Raw genomic sequence first — 861 nt, 5'->3', positions numbered from 1 at the left:
CCTTGCGGCAGATCACAGGAACCGGTTACGTCAGTCGTTCTGAAATAGAACTGTGGGCGATAGCCATTGAAAAACGGCGTGTGTCGTCCACCTTCGTCTTTGGACAGAACGTAAACTTCCGCTTCAAACTTGGTGTGCGGCTTGATCGTACCTGGTTTCGCCAAAACTTGACCACGCTCCACTTCATCACGCTTCGTACCACGTAACAGAACACCTACGTTGTCACCAGCGCGGCCTTCGTCAAGCAGCTTACGGAACATCTCAACGCCTGTGCAGGTTGTTTTCTGTGTATCACGGATACCCACAATTTCAACTTCTTCACCGACTTTAACGATACCGCTCTCGACACGACCAGTAACTACTGTTCCACGACCAGAAATAGAGAATACGTCTTCGATCGGTAACAAGAAGGGCTTATCAATGTTTCGGACAGGCTCAGGAATGTAAGAGTCCATCGTCTCAACCAGTTTAACAATCGCTGGTACGCCAATCTCGCTGGTATCCCCTTCCAATGCTTTTAATGCAGAACCAACAACAATAGGAATGTCATCCCCAGGGAATTCGTAGCTGCTCAGAAGGTCGCGTACTTCCATCTCAACCAGCTCTAACAATTCAGGATCGTCAACCATGTCTGCTTTGTTCATGAACACAACAATGTACGGTACGCCAACCTGACGGGACAGCAGAATGTGTTCGCGTGTTTGAGGCATCGGACCATCCGCAGCGGAAACCACCAGAATCGCTCCATCCATCTGAGCAGCACCCGTGATCATGTTCTTCACATAATCCGCGTGGCCTGGGCAGTCAACGTGGGCATAGTGTCGGTTTGTGGACTCGTATTCTACGTGTGCCGTAGAAATC

At 49.8% G+C, this 861-nt stretch carries 1 protein-coding gene; it reads right to left on the bottom strand.

Annotated elements, in window-relative coordinates; translation table 11 throughout:
- Positions 1-860 (bottom strand): elongation factor Tu (gene tuf / locus Lrub_RS07775; protein ID WP_475001223.1); only part of this gene is annotated, 860 nt, incomplete at its 3' end.
- Between the last annotated feature and the right edge of the window lies 1 nt (position 861).

Source organism: Legionella rubrilucens (genome assembly GCF_001468125.1).
Taxonomy (GTDB): Bacteria; Pseudomonadota; Gammaproteobacteria; order Legionellales; family Legionellaceae; genus Legionella_C; species Legionella_C rubrilucens.
The sequence above is the reverse complement of the archived record's forward strand: the minus strand, read 5'-3'. Positions and strand labels throughout refer to the sequence as shown.